The organism is Blautia sp. An81 (genome assembly GCF_002161285.1).
Classification (GTDB): Bacteria; Bacillota; Clostridia; order Lachnospirales; family Lachnospiraceae; genus Blautia; species Blautia ornithocaccae.
Genome location: NZ_NFHH01000004.1, coordinates 230,856 through 249,499 on the forward strand (window position 1 = coordinate 230,856; position 18,644 = coordinate 249,499).

The window sequence follows — 18,644 nt, forward strand, 5'->3', positions numbered from 1 at the left end:
TGCTTGACTATCAGAGGTCTTATGTTAAAATAATACTGTGCAGGCAAACTCTGCCTGCACCGGGGAAAATATATTATGAACAGTATATTTTCTAGTATCTACTTTTAGGAGGAATGTTCAAATGGCAAAATGGGTTTACTTATTTAGTGAAGGAAACGCCAACATGAGAGAACTCCTGGGTGGAAAGGGAGCCAACCTGGCAGAAATGACCAACTTAGGCATGCCCATTCCTCAGGGATTCACAGTAACAACAGAAGCTTGCACAGACTACTACAATAACGGCAAGAAGATTTCTGAAGAGATTCAGGGACAGATTTTCGATGCATTAGCAGAGCTGGAAGAAATCCAGGGCAAAAAATTCGGTGACACAGAAGATCCGTTGCTGGTTTCTGTTCGTTCCGGAGCAAGAGCTTCCATGCCTGGTATGATGGATACTATCCTGAACCTGGGTCTGAACGATGTGGCAGTTGAAGGCTTTGCTAAAAAGACAGGCAATCCAAGATTCGCATATGATTCTTACAGACGTTTTATCCAGATGTATTCTGACGTAGTAATGGAAGTTCCTAAATCTTTCTTCGAGAAGATCATCGACGAAGTAAAAGAAGCTAAGGGCGTTCACTACGATACAGAATTAACTGTAGATGATTTAAAAGAGTTAGTTAAGAGATTCAAAGCTGTTTACTCTGAAGAGATGAACGGCGAAGAATTCCCACAGGATCCTAAGGAGCAGTTAATGGGAGCAGTAAAAGCTGTATTCCGTTCCTGGGACAACCCACGTGCTATCGTATACCGTCGTATGAACGATATTCCAGGCGACTGGGGTACTGCTGTAAACGTACAGGCTATGGTATTCGGTAACATGGGCGAAACATCAGGTACAGGTGTTGCATTTACACGTAACCCATCTACCGGTGAAAAAGGTATCTACGGTGAATACCTGATCAACGCTCAGGGTGAAGACGTAGTTGCCGGTGTTCGTACACCTCAGCCAATCAGCAAATTAGCTGAAGACCTTCCAAAATGCTACAAACAGTTCATGGAACTGGCTATGAAGCTGGAGAACCACTACCGTGATATGCAGGATATGGAGTTCACCATCCAGGAAGGTAAATTATACTTCTTACAGACACGTAACGGAAAGAGAACAGCTCCGGCTGCTATCCAGATCGCCTGCGACCTGGTAGACGAAGGTATGATCACACCGGAAGAAGCTGTTTGCCGTATCGAAGCAAAATCTCTGGATCAGTTACTGCATCCAACCTTTGACGCTGAGTCTCTGAAAGCAGGAGAAGTGATCGGTTCTGCTCTTCCGGCATCTCCAGGTGCTGCTGCAGGTAAAGTTTACTTTACAGCTGAAGAAGCAAAAGCTGCTCACGAAGCAGGAGAAAGAGTTGTTCTGGTTCGTCTTGAGACATCTCCGGAAGATATCGAAGGTATGCATGCTTCCGAAGGTATCCTGACAGTCCGCGGCGGTATGACATCTCACGCAGCTGTTGTTGCCCGTGGTATGGGAACCTGCTGTGTATCCGGATGCGGCGAGATCAAGATCAACGAAGAAGAGAAATGGTTTACATTAGGGGGCTATACCTTCCATGAAGGAGATTACATTTCCTTAGATGGTACAACAGGTAAGATCTACAAAGGCGATATCAAGACTGTAGAAGCTTCTGTAGGCGGAAACTTTGGCCGTATCATGAGATGGGCTGACCAGTTCCGTAAATTACAGGTTCGTACAAATGCCGATACACCTGCTGACACAGAGAACGCTGTTAAATTAGGCGCTGAAGGTATCGGACTTTGCCGTACAGAGCATATGTTCTTCAACGAAGACCGTATTCCGAAGATCCGTAAAATGATCCTTTCTGATACAGTAGAGCAGAGAGAAGAAGCTCTTAACGAGCTGATTCCATTCCAGAAAGAAGACTTCAAAGCTATGTACAAAGCTCTGAAGGGTCGTCCAATGACCGTTCGTTATCTGGATCCGCCTCTGCATGAGTTCGTTCCTACAGATCCTGATGATATTGCAGCTCTGGCAAAAGATATGGGTCTTACAGCAGAAGAAGTACAGGCTCGCTGCGATGAACTCCATGAGTTCAACCCAATGATGGGACATCGTGGATGCCGTCTGGCTGTAACATATCCGGAAATCGCTAAGATGCAGACAAGAGCTGTCATCGAAGCTGCTATCGAAGTAAAAGATGAAATGGGCTATGACATCGTTCCTGAGATCATGATCCCATTAGTAGGCGAGAAGAAAGAGCTGAAATATGTAAAAGATGTTGTAGTTGCTACAGCAGAAGAAGTTATGAAGGAAAAAGGCGAGTACATCAACTATCATGTTGGTACTATGATCGAGATTCCTCGTGCAGCTCTGACAGCAGATGAAATTGCTGAAGAAGCAGAATTCTTCTCCTTCGGTACAAACGACTTAACACAGATGACCTTCGGTTTCTCCCGTGACGACGCTGGTAAATTCTTAGGTTCTTACTATGAGAACAAGATTTACGAGTCTGACCCATTTGCAAAATTGGATCAGAAGGGTGTTGGCCAGCTGGTTAAGATGGCAGCAGAAAAAGGACGTTCTACAAACCCAACTCTGAAGATGGGTATCTGTGGAGAGCACGGCGGAGATCCTTCTTCCGTAGAGTTCTGCCACAAAGTAGGTCTGAATTATGTTTCCTGCTCACCATTCCGTGTGCCAATCGCAAGACTGGCAGCCGCACAGGCAGCTATCAAAAGTAGGGAGGCTTAATCTTTCCTTTGATTTACCGCTATCTTTTGAGCAAGCGGCAGCCTATCGAAAGGCTAACGGGCAGTATGTTCGTAAAAATCAATGGAGGGAAACAACCATTACTGCGTTGATAGACCTTGAATAGAAATTAAATGAAGATAAGCGTATCATTAGAGATAGTGATACGCTTATTTTTTTGCCAAGATTGCACATTTGAGCTGTTCTCCGTTCCTACATATAATGAAAGTGAAGAAACGGAGGTGGCTCGTATGAGAGAACAGAAATTCCATATTTATCTGGATAGCCACGAAAGGACAATCCTGCTACATAGCCTTGTGGAACTGAAAAATCAGCTCCTTGCGCAAGGCAGATATGCGGACTGCGTTGACGAACTGATTTTTAAGGTTACGGGCGCACCGCTGAAAAAACTCAAAGTACAACACGATTGCGGGAGGGTATGATGGATGGCATAGAATTTAAAGAACTGTTCAAGGTAGCTGTGGAAACACTGAGGGAAAAGACAATCACTCCGCTGTTGGAAGCAGATGCAACCTATCAGGAGGACTCTGATAATGAGGGGATTGCGGAAATGCACTATCTCCAGTTGGATTTGACGGAGGAACAACGGAGAGTCTGTAACCGCCTGCTTGAGTGCCGGGATAAACAAGATATTGAGTATGCTACCCACGCATATATCGCAGGGCTGTATGACGCTTTCCGCATAATGGCGGTACTGTTCCCTGATAAGTGGGACACAGACGATATACGGGAGCTGCTTGCAGCAAAGGTCAACAACTGAATATTGAAGATTTTACATAGCCGATTGGTATCAAAGCCAGTCGGCTTTTTTGCGTTCTGCGGAACTTTACATAGCCACCCTGACAAAGTGGCTAAATTTATGCGAAAGGAGGACGCATCTATGTCAAACTGCAAAGTGATTGCTCTGACAAACCAGAAAGGCGGTGTCGGCAAGACCACCACAGCGGTCAATCTGGGCGTGGGACTGGCACAGCAGGGGAAAAAGGTGCTGCTCATCGACGCCGATGCGCAGGCAAACCTTACAATGGCGTTGGGATATAACCGTCCTGACGACCTGCCCTTTACCCTCTCCACCGTGATGCAGGACATCATCGACGATAAAACAGTTGATGTCTCGCAGGGGATTATCCATCACAAGGAAGGCGTTGACCTTATCCCGTCCAACATTGAGCTGTCTGGTCTGGAGGTAAGGCTGATCAATGCCCTGAGTCGTGAGAGTGTCCTGAAAACCTATGTGAATGAGGTCAAAAGGGATTACGACTTTGTGCTGATCGACTGTATGCCGAGTTTGGGAATGATAACCATCAATTCTCTGGCGGCGGCTGACAGCGTGGTTATCCCGACGCAGCCCCACTATCTTTCTGCAAAAGGTCTGGAGCTGTTGCTTCGCACGGTGTCAAAGGTCAGGCGGCAGATAAACCCCAGAATGCGGATAGACGGTATCCTGATGACGATGGTCATGCCACGGACAAATATCTCCAAAGACATCATCTCATCCGTCAAGAGTGCATACGGACAGAAAATCAGGGTGTTTGATACCCAGATACCCCACTCCGTCCGTGCTGTGGAAGCCACCGCAGAAGGCAAGAGTATTTTTGCCTATGACAAAGGCGGCAAGGTTGCCGCTGCCTATGAGCAATTCGCAAAGGAGGTGGTAGAGATTGGCGAGAAGCAGAGAAAACAAAATCGGGCTGACCGCTTACGATGACCTCTTTGAAACAGACGAAAGCCGTGCGGAGGCTGCCTTAAGCAAGATACGGGAAATCCCCATATCGGAGATTGACGAGTTCCCAGACCATCCGTTTAAGGTCTTAATGGATGAAGATATGGAGCAGCTTGTTGAGAGTATCAAACGCAATGGCGTGATGACCCCGGCGACTGTCCGGCTCAAGGAGGACGGACGGTATGAGCTGATCAGCGGACACAGGCGCAAAAAGGCGTGTGAGCTTGCGGGACTGGAAACCTTAAAATGCGAGGTCAAGGAGCTGACCCGTGATGAAGCAATCATCATTATGGTAGAGAGTAACCTGCAACGCTCCACGATCCTGCCGAGTGAGAAAGCCTTTGCCTACAAAATGCGGCTTGAAGCGATGAATAGGCAGGGACAGCGCACCGACTTAACTTCCTGCCCAATGGGCAATAAGTTGACAAGTGCTTCTGAGGTTTCAAAAGAAGTTGGCGACAGTGAACGACAAATTTTTCGCTATATCCGCCTAACTGAGCTTGTTCCTGAAATCCTGCAAATGGTTGATGAAAGGCAGATTGCGTTCCGCCCTGCGGTGGAAATCTCCTATCTGTCCGAGGAACAGCAGTACACTCTGCTCGAAGCGATGGAATACAACGACGCTACCCCGTCACTGGCGCAGGCTGTCAAAATGAAGAAATTTATGCAGGACGGAAAGCTCACAGATGAGGTTATCCAGTCCATCATGCAGGAGGAAAAGCCAAACCAGAGGGAAAAGCCCGCTTTCCGTGATGAACGGATCACCAAGCTTATCCCTAAGACTGTCCCTAAAGGGCAGGAAACCGATTTTGTGGTCAAGGCGTTGGAGTTCTACAACCGCCACTTGCAGCGGAGCAAAGACCGTGAACGATAGCCACACACCGAGGGCGAGGTCTGTCCATTGGAGGATAGCCATTTTTTCCGCTTCCCCCTCTCCACACCTCTCCCCCTTAACTACTGCCAGTTACTGTCCGAAGAAAGAAAACTATTGAGCTGCCATAAGGCGGCTTTTTCTCGGTCAGTAAGGCATATTCAATCAAAATCAGGAGGTAACTATGAAATTCCCTAAATTATTCAAAAGGGCTGCGGCTGTTCTGATGGCTGCGGTCACAACGCTGTCCGTACTGCCTGCGACCACGGCGTTTGCTGCAGGAGATATAGGCACGATTTCCTTTACCCACACTTATGACAGGAACGTAAATGCGATGCGGTACAATTCCAGTGCAGTCTTTGACGGATACACCGCAGGCGGCACTGGAAATTATAAATACCGTATGTATGTGGATGGCGATGATGCGTTCTGTATTCAGCCGGGTGTCCCGTTAAGAACGGGAAATACCTTAAAGAAAAATTCATCCGAGACTTGGAACGCCCTCTCCGCCAACCAGAAAAAAGCGGTAGGGCTTGCCCTTCTCTATGGGTATCAGGGCAACCGTAACAACCTTTCCGGCAGCGATGATGAAAAGTGGCTTGCCACCCAGACCCTCATCTGGGAGTTTGTGACGGGATGCAGGGAGTCTACCGGCTCTTATCAGCAGACGAGCCAGAAAGCATACAGCCTGCACTTTGGCTCGAACTACCCTAACAGCGGTGCTGTGGAGGTCTACAACCAGATCGTGTCCCTGATGAGCAGGCACAACACCATACCGAGCTTTATGTCGGGCGGTGCAAATGACATCACAAAAGAGCTTTCCTATCAGGATGGGAAATACACGCTGACCCTGACCGACAATAACGGTGTACTGTCCGAGTATTCCTTTGCTTCGTCCGACAGCAAGGTAAGCGTGGCGAAGTCCGGCAATCAGCTCATTATCACATCGGAAACCGCCTTTGACGGGACGGTACGCATTACTGCCACAAGGAGCAATGTGCCGACCGTCAGCAGCAGCGCAAAGATGATCGCCTATGGCGACCCCAGCCTGCAGGATGTAGTCACGGGCGTGGAAAATGCCGACGCTGTGCGGGCATATTTGAATGTGGAGACGCCCACTGGCACGATTGCCCTGAAAAAGACTTCCGAGGATGGCGTGGTTGCGGGCATTTCCTTTGTCATCAAGGGCGAAAAGAACTTTAACAAGACTGTTACCACGGACGAGAATGGCAACATTACTGTGGAGGGCTTATTCCCCGGCACTTACACCGTGACGGAGCAGTCCATTGACAAATATGAGCCGCAGGAAACCCAGACCATCACGCTCATCGGCGGCAAGACCACCACGGTCAACTTCAATAACACCTTGAAGCGTGGCAGCCTTGAGGTGGTAAAGACTTCCGAGGACAGCCTTGTGGAAGGCGTGACCTTCCATCTGTACGGAACTTCCTTAAGCGGACTTGCGGTGGATGAGTACGCTGTGACCGATGCGGATGGAGTGGCAAGGTTTGAGAATGTCCTCATCAGCGGCAACACCCCGTATGTCCTTGAGGAAGTGGATACCGCTGTCCGCTATGTCGTTCCCGCATCCCAGACCGCACCCATTGAGTGGAACAAGGTCACGGAGCGCAGCTTTACTAACATCCTCAAGAAATTCAATGTGACCGTGACAAAGACCGATGCGGAAACGGGAACGCCGCAGGGCGACGCTTCCCTTGCGGGCGCAGTTTACGGTATCTATAAAGGCGAGGAACTGATTGACACTTATACCACGGACGAAAACGGGCAGTTTACCACCGACTATTATGTGTGCGGCGATGACTGGAGCATCCGTGAAATCAGCCCGTCCGAGGGATATTTGCTCGATGAGACGATCCACCATGTGGGCGCTGAGCCAGAGCTTTACACGGTGGAACGGAACACCACGAAAAACGATGTGAATGAGCAGGTCATCAAGGGAAATATTGCTATCATCAAGCACACGGATGACGGGGAAACCCAGATTGAGACACCCGAAGAAGGCGCAGTTTTTGAAGTCTTTTTGAAATCCGCAGGCAGCTATGGGGACGCAAAGGAAAGCGAGCGTGACATCCTGACCTGCGACGAGAACGGTTTTGCCCAGACAAAAGACCTGCCTTACGGTATCTATACCGTGAAGCAGACTTCTGGATGGGAAGGTCGTGAGCTGATGAAGCCATTTGATGTGTTTATCAATTCTGACGGTCAGACCTACCGCTACCTGATCAACAACGCCAACTTTGAGAGTTATATCAAGATCGTGAAAAAGGACGCCGAAACGGGCAACACCATCCCCTATGCCGGGGCAGGCTTCCAGATATACGACCCCAATGGCGAGCTTGTAACGATGACCTACACCTACCCCGAAGTGACGACCATTGACACTTTCTATACCACAGCGGACGGCGACCTTATCACGCCCCAGACTCTGGAATACGGAAAGGGATATTCTCTTGTGGAGGTGCAGGCTCCGTATGGATATGTGCTGAACTCCGATCCAGTCTATTTTGATGTGGTGCAGGAGGACTCCGCTGAGGAAAGCGGCATCACAGTTATTGAAGTGGTACGGGAAAATGTAGCGCAGAAAGGCACGATTACCGTGGAAAAGACGGGCGAGATATTCTCAACCGTAGCAGGCGACAAAGGGCTGTATCAGCCAATCTTTTCCGCCAGTGGGCTTGAGGGAGCTGTCTATGAGATTACCGCAGCCGAGGACATCTATACTCTGGACGGGACACTCAGGGCTTCTAAAGGTGAAGTCGTAGACACGATTACCACAGGTGCGGACGGTACAGCAAAGAGCAAGGAGCTGTATCTTGGCAGATATGAAGTCAGGGAAACCAAAGCCCCGTATGGCATGGTGCTGAACGGGGAAACGCATACCGTGGAGCTTGTGTACGCAGGTCAGGAGGTTGCGGTCACAGAAACTTCCACGAGCTTTTACAATGAGAGACAGAAGGTGGAAATCGACCTCATAAAGAGCCTTGAGGTAGACGAAGCCTATGGCGTAGGCAATAACGGGGAAATCTTTGATGTTTCCTTTGGACTGTACGCTGCGGAGGAACTGACAGCCGCCGACGGTACTACAATTCCCGCTGACGGTCTGATTGAGGTCATTACCCTCGACGAGAACGGTCACGGGAAAGCTATCAGCGACCTGCCGATGGGCAGCTACTATGTGCAGGAAATCAGCACGAACTCCGCTTATCTGAAAGATGATACCAAATACCCCGTTGTCTTTGAGTACGCAGGTCAGGAAACCGCACTGGTGTCCATCACTGCCAACGAGGGCGAAGCCATTGAAAACGACCTGATTTATGGCGCAGTCAGCGGTAAGAAGTACGATGAGGACGGGAACGCTTTAGGCGGTGCGCTCATCGGTATCTTTAAGACGGGTACGGAAGAATTTACAGCCGAAACAGCGATCCAGACGACCACATCAGCCGATGACGGTAGTTTTTCTTTTGAAAAAGTGCCTTACGGGGCTTGGATTATCCGTGAGATTGAAAGCCCGACAGGTTTTGTACTCTCCGATGAGGAAATCCCCGTGACCATTGGCAGCGTGGACGAAGTTGTGGAAGTCGAGCTTGTCAATGAGTTCATCACGGGCAGCATCGAACTGACCAAGGTGGACGAGGACTATCCCGACAACAAGCTGACGGGTGCGGTCTTTGAAGTCTATGCTGACAAGAACGGGGACGGGAAACTGGACGATGGCGACGAGCTTTTAGGAGAAATGGCGGAGCTTGGCGATGGCGTGTACCAGATGAGCGACCTGCGCTATGGCAAGTACCTTGTCCGTGAGACAAAAGCTCCCGAAGGCTTCCTGCTCGATACCAATGTCTATCCCGTATCCATTGAGGAAGATGGGAAGATTTATACAGTTGAGAATGAGGCAGGCGTCGGCTTTATCAATGCAGCCCAGAAAGGCTCTTTAAAGATCGTCAAGACTTCCTCTGACGGTAAGGTGGAGGGCTTCTCTTTCCGGGTAACTGGAAAAGATTATGACCAGACCTTTACAACCGATGCCAATGGCGAAATCCTCATTGAAGGCTTGCGCATTGGCGAATACACCGTGTCCGAGGTCAGCGACGATGCTTCCGCAGGCTATATCCTGCCCGCCGAAAAGCAGGCAACCGTCAAGACCGATGCCACGACCATCGTGGAGATGCACAATGAGCTGAGGGAAACCCCGAAAACGGGCGATGACTTCAACCCTGCGCTCTGGGCAGGTCTGGCGGCTGTTTCCGCGATTGGCGCAGGCGTTTTAGGATTTGTCGGCTTTAAGAACAGAAAGAAAAAGGAGGACTAAGGAATGGACGCTAAGACCATCATTGCCATCGTGCTTGTGGCGTTTATCGTAGGCGCAGCCATATGGCTCAATATCCGTAACAGAAAGAAGAAGTAAGTGCGAAGGGGGCGGCGTTTTCATGCCGCCCCTTTCCCATATATGGAGGTCAGAAATGAGATACCTGAAAACCATTGAACGGAAAGTCAGGACGATTTTGGCGAAGAATGAGGACGCCCGGAATGACGATATGGTGCTGTACCTCGTTTTGTGCAATGCCTGCCTGAAAGATGCGGGAGCTTTGCCCCTTGCGGAGATTATGACGCAGTACAAATATCTGGGGCTTCCGAGCTTTGAGAGTGTCAGCAGGACAAGGCGGAAGCTGCAGGCACGGTATCCAGAGCTTGCGGGGAGCCGCCCCGTGCGCAAAAAACGCAGCGCAGGCGAACACGATTACCGCAGATACGCCAAAGAATAAGGAGGCTGCCTATGGACGAAGAAAAACGCATAAATGGCGGTTATGAAATCATGGAGAGTTGTAAAATCGGGAACAACGAGCTTGTCATCGGTCATAACGCCAAAGCCCCCAACCCGTATGTGTGTTGGTACTGCAAAGACGGATCGGATTATTTCTGGGGATATTACTGCAATCAGCTATCCGAAGCAAGGGAAAAGCTGATAGAGCGATACCAGAGGGAGTGCCGCCTGCCCTATAACAATCCCCCGTCCCAGAAAGAAAAAAGCGGGGATGACCGTGAGCGATAAGAAACGATATGACTGTACGACCTGCCCTTATCCCCGATACAAGGACGGGTCAGTGATCTTTTGCGATGTGTGTATGCGCAGGATTTTAGACGAACAGAAAGCAAAAAAGCAAGGAAAGGAGCAGCGTGATGAGTGAAGAAAAACGGATGGTCGGCTCTTACGAGGTGGAGCAAAGCATCTTTATCGGAGAAAAAGAAGTGCTGTTTGGCGTCAGCAAAAAGGAGGAATACCCTTTTATGGTCTGCTACTGCGATTACAACAATCCCCTCTCTGCCCCGTGGTACACGGAAGCAGTCGGGACAGATGATTATCTGGAAGCAATGGAGCTTTTCTGTGACCGGGTGCAGGCTCAGATTGTCCTGACCCGTAGTGAGCAGGAGAAATTTAAGTTTGATAAAACACCGTTTACCGCCGCTGACTGTATCCCGGATAAGAAAAGCGAGAGCATCATCGGGAAAGTCGTCGTGATAGACGCTGAGCCGAAACGGTATGAATACCGACACGCCGCCTATCAGCTCGTCCTTGCCGATGGCGGCAACGGTGCGTCCGGCGGCAGAGGTCAGGCGGTCTTTGGGACTTACCTTGCCACGGGCGAACGCAGCCGATGGGAACGGTATGATGTCCTCGGAGAAATCCGCCCGGAGCGTATGCCGCAGTGGGCGAAGGAAGCCCTGAACGCCATACAAAATCAGGAAAAGGCGAAAAAGCCCCACAGCAGGGAGGAACGCTGATATGGAGATACGCCCCCTGACCTTATCCGAACAGAAATACACCTATGCCCAGAGTACGCAGATCAGCGGGCAGACGGGAAATATCGGGCATCTCCGTGGCGACTTTGCCCACTCCGGCTATGGTTTTTATACCACTTGGTTTGATAACCGGGCACAGTGGAAAACAGATGAGTTTAAGTCGGGGCTTGATGCGGTTATTAACGGGCTGCGTGAGGATAAGATGCCCCTGCACAACCGCTATGATCTGACTGACTTTTGCAGGCAACATAAAGACAGTGCCTTTCCGGGGAATTACTGCACGGAGTATGGCTTCCGGGTGGATACGGAAAAACATGCTTTCCTCTTGCGGTGCAACCCCTCAAAGGGCGATTACAATTTTTACTGCTTCTGCTATGTGAAGGACTGGCTTGACAGACACATCGGGAAAGCCGAGCAGGGTATCCGCTTTATCGACCCTAATTACAAGGAGCTGTTTCGCATCCCTGATGGCGGGAAAATCGTCATCACGACCTCATGGGGAGAAAAGATGGAGCGTACCTGCCGCTTTATTGACGAGTACCATACGGAAATCGGCGGCAACCTCTACCATATCTGCGAGTTTGCCGAGCGTATGGCACACAACGGGGCGACCTATGAGCCGAAGCAGGCGGATGCGCCGCCCCGGAAAGAAGCAAAACACAAGGACTATGAACGATAAGGAGGATGGAAAAATGGCAGTCAACCCGAAAGCCATTAAAGTCTTGAATAAGGTCTTGGATGCGGGATTTACTGATGAAAAAGCCATTGCCGCCATGACGATTGACGACATTTTGAACATGCAGGGCGTCACGGTTGCGGACATCAGTATCATCAACGAGCTGCAGAAAAGCATTAAGGCGAACAAGGTCATCTCCTTTCTGGGAGGTGGCGGACAGTGAGTACGGAGCTGATCGACCGTATAACTATTAATAATTTAGAACGATAAGGAGGTGCAGATAAATGGCTGCGAAGTATCAGCTCATCACGGAGCTGTATCAGCGTACAAGCGCAGGTATTGCCAGAAATGCGCAGGCGTGGCAGGGCTTTTTAGCCTCTGCCTGCCGCAATTATAAGTGCCGCTTTGACGAGCAGGTTTTGATTTATGCGCAGCGCCCTGACGCCACTGCTGTCGCAAAACTGGAGACTTGGAATACCATGTTTAAGCGGTGGGTCAACAAGGACAGCAAGGGCATCGCTGTATTCGACCCGAAGGGACGCAGGAATACGCTGAAATACTATTTTGATATTTCCGATACCCACGAAGGCTATTATGGCAGCCGCCTCGTTCCCATCTGGCAGATGGATGAGCGATACGAGCAGGCTGTTATCGAAAGGCTCTCTGACCGCTTTGGGGATATTGAGGGAAGCGACCTCGCTTCTGCCCTGATGGAGACATCAAAGAACGCTGTGGAGGATCACCTGCCTGACTATCTGGAAGAACTTAAGAACTGGAGAACGGACAGCTTTTTAGAAGAACTGGACGACCTCAATCTGGAGGTCAGTTACAGAAGGCTTGCCGAAAACAGCGTTGCTTTTATGCTGTTTACCCGCTGTGGTCTGGATACGGAGCTGTTCTTTGAACGGGAGGACTTTGCGGACATCGTAAATTTCAATACGCCCGCCACCATCAATGCCATAGGCATTGCCACGAGCGATATAGCGGAAATGGCACTGCGGGAGATCTCCCTGACCATCCGAACTGTGCAATTAGAGGAAAGACAGCAAAACCGCACATTTGCAGACCCCGGACAGAGCCACTATGATAGAAGCAGGAAACAACCCGAAAGGAGCGATGATAATGAACGAAATCACTTACAGCAGGGAGGGCGATTATCTTATTCCCGACCTCACATTACCGACAGAGCCAGAAATTCCGCTTGGCAGATACGCTATGATGCACCGGGATTATCTGGAGCAGCACAGACGGGTAACTTATCTCAATCTGCTGACCTCGAACAGCCTGAACAGCCACCTGCACGAAGTGGAACAGACCGCACTGGCGAGACTGGAGCTTCTGACGAAGCAGCTCTGCAGGGAGCAGGGCGTGACCGAGGAACTGAAAGAGAAAGCACCGATGCAGTGGGTCGGGCTGATGAACAGCATCCGCAGTCAGGCGGAGGAAGTCATTTTGAGCGAACTGATTTACGCCTGACACCGCAGGAAGCTGAGCCTTCCGGGGACAGTCAGGAAAGTATTGCCAATGAGGAAGAAGTCAGGGCAAATCTCCCCACCGTAGAGGAACAGATGGACGCAATAGCGCAGGCAGAGGACGAAACATCCTCTGCCTTTTCCATTTCTCAGGAGGACATAGACGATGCTCTCCAAAGCAACAGCACAGACAGCAAATACTGCATCTATCGTCAACTGACACATAGTGGGGATAAGAAAGAAAGCATTGCGCTACTAAAGGAGATATATGGTATCGGTGGGCACAGTCACACCTTCCCTGATGGCGTCGGCGGTCACATCACATACCGGGGCAACGGAATTACCCTTGACCGAAACGACAGTGACCAAGAGCTTACCCTGAGCTGGTCTAAGGTGGAAAAGCGTCTGCGGGAGCTGATCAAGGCAGACCGCTACCTCAACCCGAAAGAAAAAGACCACTATGCCGATTATCTGGAGCGTATCGAAGCCCCGCAGTATGAAGTGGACAGCCAGAGGAAAATGGCAAGGCAGCGTTTTATTGAAAGCAAACGGGAACTGCCCCCTGCGGATAAGCGGGACAGCCTTGCCCTGCGGCTTTCCGATTTTATCCGTGACCTTGACCGATACGAAAAAGACCTGCTCGATGAAGTGAGCCGCCCCGATCTTGCCGATATGACCGAAGCGCAGATGGAGCAGGCTCTTTCAGAGCCTTCCACTGTGCAAAACCTCATCGACTTCCTTGCTCTGGTGCAGCGTAAGACTGCCAGTGTTTACAGCCGCAGCAACGGGTATCGGTTTTCACAGGAGCTGACGGAGCTGTACCCTGTCCGCTATGTGTTCCACGAGGACGACCGGGTATTCCTCGGCGCAGATGAGTATGAGGTCATGGCGTTCTCCGAGGACGCTGTTTCTTTGCGTAATGTGGAGTTCCCGCTGTTTGGCAAGGAAATGAGCCGGACGGATTTTGAGGAAAAGCTCAGGGAAAACCCTGCCAACGACCATCTGAAAGTCATCGTGACTGAGAGCCAGAAAAAAGAGACACCTGCCGAAAAGCAGCCGGACAGCCTTACCTTTTCCATTGGTTTTTCCGAACACCCTGCTTTTTATGACCGGGAACTGAATGACCGCTATACGGATTTGAGTTTTGCCCTCGGAAACCGTCTGCTCGGTATTCTGGACGAAAAGCAGCACAGGGAAAGACAGGACGAAAGCAAGGAGGTTGGTTGGTATCATAAGACCGACTTTGCAATCAAAGCAGTCATTAATGGAGAGGAATTTAACTATGATGGACGCTTTGACATTGGCGATGGCGAAGGCGACCTGATCGCCCATATCCGAAACTTTTACGAATATTCCCTCTCCCCTGACTGCCCCTTTATCCCAGAATGGAAACGACAGGGCGAGGATTACTACCGGGAGCATATGGAAAGCCTGCGGTGGGGACGGGATGTGTTCATCCCCTATTTGGAGCAGCATACGGAGTTATCCCAAGAGGACGAAAAGCTGCTTGCTGAGATTATGGCGACAGAGGGCGAATGGTTCAGAGTCCCGGAGGATACGGAAACCGACCTTGAGCTGACACAGCCGGAACAGCCGACCAATGCCGACCTGATCGGGACGGAGCTTACCATAGACAACCGCCGCTATCGCATTGAAAGCGTGGGAGAAATCAGCGGAGATGTGTCCATGCGTGACATCACATTCCAGAATGAGGCAGGCTTCCTCGTCAACCGGGTGGAGAAAATCAGCTATATCCGCAGACTTTTAGAGCAGGCGCAGCCGCAGGAAGAATGGATGCGTCAGGCGAAAGACCTGATTGACGCTTTTCTCCGTGAGGAATATGACAGCGATGTGGGGGCAGATTACCATAACCTGTCCCGTGTGGATATTGCCTATACCACTTCTTCTGACGATGTGCATGAGCTACAAATCAGCGCAGACCTGCTTCATTTCAGACTGGACACCTATATCGACAACCGTCTGTCTGCGAGTAAGCAGTACCAAAGCCTTGAGGATATGGTAAAAAATTGTCTGCCCCATCTGGACTTTAGCGAGATGGTTGCCGATGCGGAAATTCTGGCAGAGGCGTTGGAACAAAAAGAAACGCAGGCACAGTTACCACCCGAAAAAGAAAAAACGGAGACGCCTGCCAATCTGCGCAGGAATTACCGCATTACCGACGACGCTTTAGGTGTTGGCAGCGCAAAAGAAAAGTTCCGCAATAATATGGCGGCTATCCGCCTTTTGCATGAGCTTCAGATTGAAAACCGCCTTGCCACGCCGGATGAGCAGGAAGTCCTCTCAAAGTATGTAGGCTGGGGTGGGCTTTCTATGGCATTTGACGAGCATAATGCGGCATGGGCGTCGGAATATCAGGTGCTGAAAGCGGAACTGTCCGATGCGGAATACCGTGCCGCTATGGAGTCTACCCTGACTGCCTTTTACACCCCGCCTGTGGTCATCAAAGGAATGTATGAAGCCCTTGACCGTCTGGGATACGACAAAGGAACGATCCTTGAGCCTTCCTGCGGGACGGGCAATTTTTTTGGTCTGCTTCCTGAAAGTATGGGAGCAAGCAGGCTGTATGGTGTGGAGCTTGACCCGCTGACGGGCGAAATTGCGAAGCAGCTCTACCAGAGAGCGAGTATCGCAGTGGAGGGCTTTGAAAAGACCAACCTGCCTGATGACCACTTCGATGTGGTCATCGGCAATGTTCCCTTTGGGGAAATCCGGGTGAATGACAGCCGCTACAACGCCCAGAAATTCCTTATCCATGATTACTTTTTCGCAAAAGCTCTGGATAAGGTACGCTCCGGCGGTGTGGTGGCGTTTATCACTTCTAAGGGAACAATGGACAAGGCAAGCCCGGAGGTACGGAAGTATATTGCCCAGAGAGCCGAGCTTTTAGCGGCGGTCAGACTGCCGGACAACACTTTTAAGGCAAACGCAGGCACGGAGGTCACGAGTGACATCCTCTTTCTGCAGAAGCGTGACCGTGTGGCGGATGTGGAGCCGGACTGGATTTATCTGGATACGGACGAGAACGGTATCACGATGAACAGCTATTTTGTGCAGCACCCGGAAATGGTACTTGGCACGATGCGGATGGAAAGCTCCCGGTTTGGTATGGACTCCGTCTGCAAAGCGGACAGCGACAGACCGTTGTCCGAGCTTCTTGCGGAAGCAGTACAGCGGATAAATGGGGAGATCACAGAGCCAGAAAACGGGATTGACGAAATCTCAGATGAGCAGGACGCTTCTATCCCCGCCGACTCGAATGTGCGCAATTTCTCCTTTGCCCTTGTGGACGGAAAGGTCTACTTCCGAGAAAATGACCGTATGCACCCTGCCAATCTTTCCATGACCGCAGGCAACCGTGTCCGGGGGCTTGTGGAAATCAGGGATTGTGTGCGCAGACTTATCGAATACCAGACCGAGGACTATCCAGAGGAAATGATCCGCACCGAGCAGGAAAACCTGAACAGACTGTACGACGCTTACACGGAAAAGTACGGGCTTATCAATAACCGGGGGAACTACCTTGCCTTTGCGTCGGATGAGAGCTACTTCCTCTTATGCTCCCTTGAGGTATTGGATGACGAAGGGAATTTCAAGCGGAAAGCAGATATGTTTACGAAGCGGACGATTAAGCCCCACCGTGAGGTGGTGTCCGTGGAGACTGCCAGTGAAGCCCTTGCCCTCTCTATCGGGGAGAAAGCCCGTGTTGACCTTCCCTATATGGAGCAGCTTACGGGCAGACCGCAGGAGGAACTTATCGGGGACTTGCGGGGCGTCATCTTCAAAGTGCCGAACACCGAGCCCGCCCGCTATGTGACCGCAGACGAATATCTTTCCGGCAATGTGAGGTACAAGCTGACCGCCGCAAGGATAGCGGCAAAGGCAGACCCGGAGCTTTCCATCAATGTGGAAGCTCTGGAAAAGGTCATCCCGAAAGACCTGCCCGCCAGTGAAATCGCTGTCCGTCTGGGGACGACTTGGATACCGCAGGAGGATATTCAGCAGTTTATGATGGAGCTTCTGACCCCGTCAAGCTATGCGGCGCAAAGGCTGAAAGTGCGTTACACCCCGATGAATGGCGATTGGTTTATCGAAAATAAGAACTCAGATGTTGGAAATGTCAAGGCGGACAGCACTTACGGTACGAAACGGGCATCCGCCTACCGTATCATTGAGGACACCTTAAACTTAAAGGACACCCGTATCTTTGACTATATTTATGACGAACACGGGAACAAAAAGGCGGTACTCAACGCAAAGGAAACCACAGCGGCGCAGGCAAAGCAGGAAGTCATCAAGCAGGCGTTTGCCGACTGGATATGGAAAGATGCGGAGCGCAGGAGCCGCCTGACCCGTTACTACAATGACACCTTTAACAATACCCGTCCCCGTGAGTATGACGGAAGCCACATCGTGTTTGGCGGTATCAGCCCTGAAATCACGCTGCGTCCCCATCAGGTCAATGCGATTGCCCATATCCTATATGGCGGGAACACGCTCCTTGCCCATAAGGTAGGCGCAGGGAAAACCTTTGAGATGGTAGCCGCCGCACAGGAAAGCAAGCGGCTTGGGCTTTGCCAGAAGTCCATGTTTGTCGTGCCAAATCATCTTGTCGGGCAGTGGGCGTCGGAGTATTTGCGGCTCTATCCGAGTGCCAATATCCTTGTGACCACCAAGCAGGATTTTGAAACGGGAAATCGAAAAAAGTTCTGTGGCAGGATCGCCACGGGGGATTACGATGCGGTCATCATCGGACACAGCCAGTTTGAAAAGATACCGATGAGCATTGAAAGGCAGGAACAGCAGCTCATGCGTCAGCTTGACGACATCGAGCGTGGTATTGATGAGGTGCAGTCGTCCCACGGGGAGCAGTTTACCGTCAAACAGCTCATGAAAACCCGCAAGGCGATTATGACAAAGCTCGAAAAGCTTAATGACACCAAGCGCAAGGATACGGTCATCGACTTTGAACAGCTTGGCGTTGACCGTCTCTTTATCGACGAGAGCCATTTTTACAAGAACCTGTATCTCTACACCAAGATGCGAAATGTCGGCGGGATTGCCCAGACCGAAGCCCAGAAGTCCAGTGACCTTTTTATGAAATGCCGCTATCTGGATGAGATAACGGGCAACCGGGGCGTGATTTTTGCCACAGGGACGCCGATCTCTAATTCAATGGTGGTGCGCCCGTAAGGGGCTGTAATAATCTTACCTTGAGCAAGTAATAGGGCAAGGTATCAAAGCGGAATAATCCGCACCCTATCGTCACCCGACTTATCCAAAAGGGGAAACCC

13 protein-coding genes are annotated in these 18,644 nt (G+C 50.6%); all 13 read left to right on the forward strand.

Annotation, left to right across the window (positions count from 1 at the left end; translation table 11 throughout):
* Window positions 1-121 precede the first annotated feature (121 nt).
* The 13 genes from ppdK to B5G33_RS21060 all read left to right on the forward strand — a co-directional run bounded on the left by ppdK (window position 122) and on the right by B5G33_RS21060 (window position 18,543).
* Window positions 122-2,752, forward strand: coding sequence for a pyruvate, phosphate dikinase (gene ppdK, locus B5G33_RS05890; RefSeq protein WP_087417011.1), 2,631 nt, complete (start codon window positions 122-124; stop codon window positions 2,750-2,752).
* Window positions 2,753-3,000: 248 nt separating this feature from the next.
* Window positions 3,001-3,192, forward strand: coding sequence for a hypothetical protein (locus B5G33_RS05895; protein WP_087266967.1), 192 nt, complete (start codon window positions 3,001-3,003; stop codon window positions 3,190-3,192).
* Window positions 3,189-3,530: a hypothetical protein gene (locus B5G33_RS05900; protein ID WP_242974523.1), complete on the forward strand. Its 342-nt coding sequence runs from the start codon at window positions 3,189-3,191 to the stop codon at window positions 3,528-3,530. Before B5G33_RS05895 ends, B5G33_RS05900 begins: the two co-directional genes overlap by 4 nt.
* A gap of 120 nt (window positions 3,531-3,650) precedes the next feature.
* Window positions 3,651-4,478 (forward strand): ParA family protein, encoded by an 828-nt coding sequence (locus B5G33_RS05905; RefSeq protein WP_087417013.1) that lies wholly within the window; start codon window positions 3,651-3,653, stop codon window positions 4,476-4,478.
* Window positions 4,432-5,367 carry a ParB/RepB/Spo0J family partition protein gene (locus tag B5G33_RS05910; RefSeq protein ID WP_087417014.1) on the forward strand — a complete coding sequence of 312 codons (936 nt, stop codon included), beginning with the start codon at window positions 4,432-4,434 and terminating at the stop codon, window positions 5,365-5,367. The genes B5G33_RS05905 and B5G33_RS05910 overlap by 47 nt, the downstream gene beginning before the upstream one ends.
* Window positions 5,368-5,548: 181 nt before the next feature.
* A complete protein-coding gene (locus tag B5G33_RS05915; protein ID WP_087417015.1) occupies window positions 5,549-9,694 on the forward strand; it encodes a SpaA isopeptide-forming pilin-related protein in 4,146 nt (1,381 codons plus the stop codon).
* 151 nt (window positions 9,695-9,845) lie between these two features.
* Window positions 9,846-10,148, forward strand: a complete 303-nt coding sequence (locus tag B5G33_RS05920) for a hypothetical protein (protein ID WP_087417016.1) — start codon at window positions 9,846-9,848, stop codon at window positions 10,146-10,148.
* 11 nt (window positions 10,149-10,159) lie between these two features.
* Window positions 10,160-10,435 (forward strand): hypothetical protein, encoded by a 276-nt coding sequence (locus B5G33_RS05925; protein ID WP_087417017.1) that lies wholly within the window; start codon window positions 10,160-10,162, stop codon window positions 10,433-10,435.
* The gene (locus B5G33_RS21490) at window positions 10,425-10,571 is read left to right on the forward strand and encodes a hypothetical protein (protein ID WP_162614062.1); all 147 of its coding nucleotides are present in this window, start codon (window positions 10,425-10,427) and stop codon (window positions 10,569-10,571) included. Before B5G33_RS05925 ends, B5G33_RS21490 begins: the two co-directional genes overlap by 11 nt.
* A complete protein-coding gene (locus tag B5G33_RS05930) occupies window positions 10,564-11,166 on the forward strand; it encodes a hypothetical protein (RefSeq protein ID WP_087417018.1) in 603 nt (200 codons plus the stop codon). The genes B5G33_RS21490 and B5G33_RS05930 overlap by 8 nt, the downstream gene beginning before the upstream one ends.
* A 1-nt stretch (window position 11,167) precedes the next feature.
* Window positions 11,168-11,863, forward strand: coding sequence for a hypothetical protein (locus tag B5G33_RS05935; RefSeq protein WP_087417019.1), 696 nt, complete (start codon window positions 11,168-11,170; stop codon window positions 11,861-11,863).
* A 13-nt stretch (window positions 11,864-11,876) separates the two neighbouring features.
* Complete coding sequence (locus tag B5G33_RS05940) at window positions 11,877-12,083, forward strand: hypothetical protein (protein WP_087417020.1); 207 nt, start codon at window positions 11,877-11,879, stop codon at window positions 12,081-12,083.
* Between the two features lie 61 nt (window positions 12,084-12,144).
* Window positions 12,145-18,543 (forward strand): LPD25 domain-containing protein, encoded by a 6,399-nt coding sequence (locus B5G33_RS21060; RefSeq protein WP_143276499.1) that lies wholly within the window; start codon window positions 12,145-12,147, stop codon window positions 18,541-18,543.
* Window positions 18,544-18,644 lie beyond the last annotated feature (101 nt).

Bases quoted from the DNA above. Each gene is read 5' to 3' on its own strand.
- ppdK (WP_087417011.1), top strand. From the start codon at position 122: ATGGCAAAATGGGTTTACTTATTTAGTGAAGGAAACGCCAACATGAGA.
- B5G33_RS05905 (WP_087417013.1), top strand. From the start codon at position 3,651: ATGTCAAACTGCAAAGTGATTGCTCTGACAAACCAGAAAGGCGGTGTC.
- B5G33_RS05920 (WP_087417016.1), top strand. From the start codon at position 9,846: ATGAGATACCTGAAAACCATTGAACGGAAAGTCAGGACGATTTTGGCG.
- B5G33_RS05930 (WP_087417018.1), top strand. From the start codon at position 10,564: ATGAGTGAAGAAAAACGGATGGTCGGCTCTTACGAGGTGGAGCAAAGC.
- B5G33_RS21060 (WP_143276499.1), top strand. From the start codon at position 12,145: ATGGCTGCGAAGTATCAGCTCATCACGGAGCTGTATCAGCGTACAAGC.
- B5G33_RS05895 (WP_087266967.1), top strand. From the start codon at position 3,001: ATGAGAGAACAGAAATTCCATATTTATCTGGATAGCCACGAAAGGACA.
- B5G33_RS05935 (WP_087417019.1), top strand. From the start codon at position 11,168: ATGGAGATACGCCCCCTGACCTTATCCGAACAGAAATACACCTATGCC.
- B5G33_RS05925 (WP_087417017.1), top strand. From the start codon at position 10,160: ATGGACGAAGAAAAACGCATAAATGGCGGTTATGAAATCATGGAGAGT.
- B5G33_RS05900 (WP_242974523.1), top strand. From the start codon at position 3,189: ATGATGGATGGCATAGAATTTAAAGAACTGTTCAAGGTAGCTGTGGAA.
- B5G33_RS05915 (WP_087417015.1), top strand. From the start codon at position 5,549: ATGAAATTCCCTAAATTATTCAAAAGGGCTGCGGCTGTTCTGATGGCT.
- B5G33_RS05940 (WP_087417020.1), top strand. From the start codon at position 11,877: ATGGCAGTCAACCCGAAAGCCATTAAAGTCTTGAATAAGGTCTTGGAT.